Below are 3,528 nucleotides of genomic sequence, written 5' to 3' on the forward strand. Positions count from 1 at the left end.
TTACCGGAAGAGGCTAAGTTGCAAATAAATCAGACACAACTACGTCAGTTGCACAGTTTTGGCTGTATTGCAGCCTAGGAATCACCGGACTATTGCTTTGATACAGTAATCAACAATACGAAACCCACATTTCATCTATGAGCAGTGCCTTTCTAAAAAACGAAACGGCTGATGCGCCCGTCGTTATCCCGGCGCGGGCACCCCTGCCCCCCGGTACCACTAACTACGTTACACCCCGTGGGCTTGCTCTGCTGCGTGATGAACTCAACGATCTGGAAACTCAGCACGCCCATATCCAGACCGACAGCAGCGAAGAAAATGACCGTATGCGGCAACTAGCCCTGCTGAATGGGAAGATTGGTAGTCTCAATCAGCGCATTGCCAGTGCCCGGGTTGTTGACCCCGCCAACCAGCCCCACGATGAAGTTCGTTTTGGGGCGACGGTAGCTCTGAAAACCAGAACGGGCAAAAAAGCGGGCGAGACGCGCCGGTTCACGCTGGTTGGGGTCGATGAGGCCAATGCGTCAAACGGGCTTATTGCATTCACGGCACCCATTGCCCGCAGCATGCAGGGGAAACGCGTTGGCGAAACCATTACGCTTCGAACTATGCAGGGAGAGAATGAAATGGTCATCACCGACATCACCTACGCTGGTGAGTAAGCAGAATTAGTTCAACCTATCGGGTAGCGGGTGCCGCGTGCCGCATTTCCAGCCCCACCGACATCCGGGGTTTGAAGCCGGTCCAGGGGCCACCCGCGTCGGTTTCGGGTAGATTCAGGTATTTAGCATAATCCATCTTTTTGAGATGCATACCTAGAAAAGCCGTGACAAAGTGCTGATTGATGTTGTTGATACGGGATTCGTTCCAGGCCGGTTCGGCGTAGTGCATGTAGTCGTCAGCCGGTATACCGGGCATAAGCGAGGCCGCCGGTGGCGGATTGGGGGCTACGTTATGACGGGCATTGACGTAGGTCAGCATATAGCGGTCAGCGTTGACAGCCCCCTCATAAATGGCTTTTATCCCTTTTTCGTAGCCCGACACATCATCTTTACTGCCGGCCACAAACAGCGTGGGCAGGGTCAGCCCCGCCAGTCCGGCAGCATCCCACATGCCGCGTTCCATACCCCAGGGGGCGAAGGCCACCACAGCTTTGATCCGGGAGTCGAGCGACGCTTTATACGTGGGCGAGTCCATCGTGCGGGGTTCGAGGGCGGTGCTTCCCCCAGCCATTTGCCCGAATAGTTTCATCGCCTGCGGGCTGAAACCAGCCCCGGTGGCATTGAGTGCCCCGTACCCACCCATCGAATAGCCAACCAGCCCGGTATTGCTGGCATCCAGCAACCCAGCCAGGAAAGTCTTGCCGGATTTGGCACCAAGGCGGGCCATTTCGTTCAGTACGAACAGGTCGTCGGTAGCGCGGTTGACCAGCGTGCTGGGGAAACCAGCCAGATCGCGATACGTAGATTCGGTATGGCCGATGGCCACCACGACGTAGCCTTTGGAAGCCAGATTTTCGGTCAGGTAGGTAAGCAGTAACCGCGACCCCGGATAACCGTGCGAAACAATCACCAGCGGATAAGCCCCCCCGCTGGCATCGGGTTCGGCATCGCGACTGGCGCGGCCAGTGAAGGTGAACGGTATGAGGGGCCGCTTAGGATCATTGGCCCGACCGAATACTTCTTCGTAGGTCACCAATGCCGGTTTGTTGGCCGGGATGAGGGCCGGGTACCAGATTTCGAGGGTCAGGGGCCGGTCGTACAGCGGGTGTTTACCGTCCGTCTGGTGCAGCACGTCAACCTGCGCCGGGTGTGTGACGGTCAGCGCTCGTACCCCAACGGCGTACGTACCGCGCGGGGTCAGTTCGGGTGAATTAGGTAGCGGGTCGCCAATAAAAAAGGTATCGCCGGTTGTTTGGGCAACTATGCTCAGTGTTGTTCCCAGCGTAAGGAGTAAGGTAAACAGGCAGCAGGTAAGGGTGATTTTCACGGGTTTCTGACGAATAAGGTAGTTAATTACTGTCATGTCGGGTAATGGATGGCGTTCAAGTTACTCCTAAATTTGAATTTACGATTGCCGACGGGGTACGTTTGCTACGAACTATAATAGTACCACTGATGAATCCACACTTCATTTTCAACTCCATCAAGCCGGTGCATTGGTCATCAAGGCTATGTCGGCACTACCGTTTAATTCATGCGTAATCTTGAATACTGTAACGGGAAACATGGTCTCATCGTCGGGGTGAGCGGTCACGATAAGGACTTTAGGACCTTGCGCGAAAGCAGTCAGGGAGGTTAGCAGGAGGAGAATGACGTGATATATTGCGCTCATAAAGTCTGGTTTTAGTAGGTAAAAACGTCCGAATAAAGTTCAATGATTTAGGAGAAATATAGGTAGTAAGCTGATTCAGCGGATAAGTCGTTCAGTTCCGTATTTTTCTCCGGCAACTTGTGATTCCCCATTTCTGACACTCAAACTATTCAGTCTATACGAATCAATTTCCGACGCTGATCAAAACGAACGACATGATCTTTCAGGAAGGCGGTTCCTACACTAATCTGGTGAACCTTGTCGGAATAATACACTTTCTGATCCGTTAGCCGTAGTCCGCTTAGCACAATCTCGTCCTGAATAACGGCTTCCTGCAACACAAAGCTTGTGTTAGGCAACGTGACAACCTGCTGGTTGGCGGTGTCAGTATATCGGATACCGGCCAGTGAAGACTTGGGGAATAGAAACGGGTGATTCGAGCCAACATCCACAGTAAAAGCCAGTTCTTTGGTACCAACCCTACCCAGAATAACAAAATCGTTCGAATACCGGAGAACCTCTTTTACCTGTCGGGACAGGGTATCTTTCGTGACCAGCCACTGGCGATTAGGTCCATCCATCATGACCAGATACCCATCAAAGAAATTCTGACCTATCGTACCATCTGTCGGAATTGGATTACCGATTGGGTTATAATCACCCACGGTTAGCTGAAGGGCAGAATGATCGAGTTTGCCAACACTAAGTTGACCCACCGCCACCAATAACTCCCGCTTCACCTGCGTGCCTGCGGTGTTTTGCTGGAATCCTATAATTTTTAACCCCAGTACTTTTGCTAAGCGACGGTCGATATGCGCTATCCCGGAGTTTCCTGAATCCAGCCGAAAATTGTAAGGCCCCAGTCCATTGACCCTCACCGGAATATACAGCAGATTATCCTGAACAGTAAGTTGTACGGATTGCCGAAGGGATTGACCACTGCCGGCATAACCGATCAGCAGAAAGGATAGTAAACGAAGCGGAGCAAATATAGACACAGCGTCAAAGGTAATGTCAGGCACCTTCATAACGTTTCAGAACCCGAAATTACAACAAACCCGATTCCTCAAAGAGTTTGTAGATCGCCATCGAATGTCCGTGGCCTAAGAAGCTGTTTGAGTTAGTAACTGATGTTACGCATGGTTGATCTATCTGTAGCAACCTCTTTCTAAATTTACTCAAAAACACCACAAAAAGCGCTCATGGAGTTTATAT

Annotated in this window: 4 protein-coding genes; 1 reads left to right on the forward strand and 3 read right to left on the reverse strand. The window is 51.8% G+C overall.

Going from position 1 to position 3,528, the window contains the following annotated elements:
• Nucleotides 1-137 precede the first annotated feature (137 nt).
• Nucleotides 138-662, forward strand: coding sequence for a GreA/GreB family elongation factor (locus B157_RS0110830; protein WP_020603347.1), 525 nt, complete (start codon nucleotides 138-140; stop codon nucleotides 660-662).
• A gap of 16 nt (nucleotides 663-678) precedes the next feature.
• Here B157_RS0110830 and B157_RS0110835 read toward each other — a convergent pair whose 3' ends face one another.
• The 3 genes from B157_RS0110835 to B157_RS0110845 all read right to left on the reverse strand — a co-directional run bounded on the left by B157_RS0110835 (nucleotide 679) and on the right by B157_RS0110845 (nucleotide 3,311).
• On the reverse strand, nucleotides 679-2,025 hold the full coding sequence (locus tag B157_RS0110835) for an alpha/beta hydrolase family protein (RefSeq protein ID WP_020603348.1): 1,347 nt from the start codon (nucleotides 2,023-2,025) through the stop codon (nucleotides 679-681).
• A 120-nt stretch (nucleotides 2,026-2,145) separates the two neighbouring features.
• Nucleotides 2,146-2,334, reverse strand: coding sequence for a hypothetical protein (locus tag B157_RS0110840; RefSeq protein WP_020603349.1), 189 nt, complete (start codon nucleotides 2,332-2,334; stop codon nucleotides 2,146-2,148).
• Between the two features lie 149 nt (nucleotides 2,335-2,483).
• On the reverse strand, nucleotides 2,484-3,311 hold the full coding sequence (locus B157_RS0110845; RefSeq protein ID WP_245565055.1) for a retropepsin-like aspartic protease: 828 nt from the start codon (nucleotides 3,309-3,311) through the stop codon (nucleotides 2,484-2,486).
• Between the last annotated feature and the right edge of the window lie 217 nt (nucleotides 3,312-3,528).

Source organism: Spirosoma spitsbergense DSM 19989 (assembly GCF_000374085.1).
Lineage (GTDB): Bacteria > Bacteroidota > Bacteroidia > Cytophagales > Spirosomataceae > Spirosoma > Spirosoma spitsbergense.

Excerpts from the sequence above, each read along its gene's own strand:
- B157_RS0110830 (WP_020603347.1), top strand. The coding sequence starts at position 138 with ATGAGCAGTGCCTTTCTAAAAAACGAAACGGCTGATGCGCCCGTCGTT.
- B157_RS0110835 (WP_020603348.1), bottom strand. The coding sequence starts at position 2,025 with ATGACAGTAATTAACTACCTTATTCGTCAGAAACCCGTGAAAATCACC.
- B157_RS0110840 (WP_020603349.1), bottom strand. The coding sequence starts at position 2,334 with ATGAGCGCAATATATCACGTCATTCTCCTCCTGCTAACCTCCCTGACT.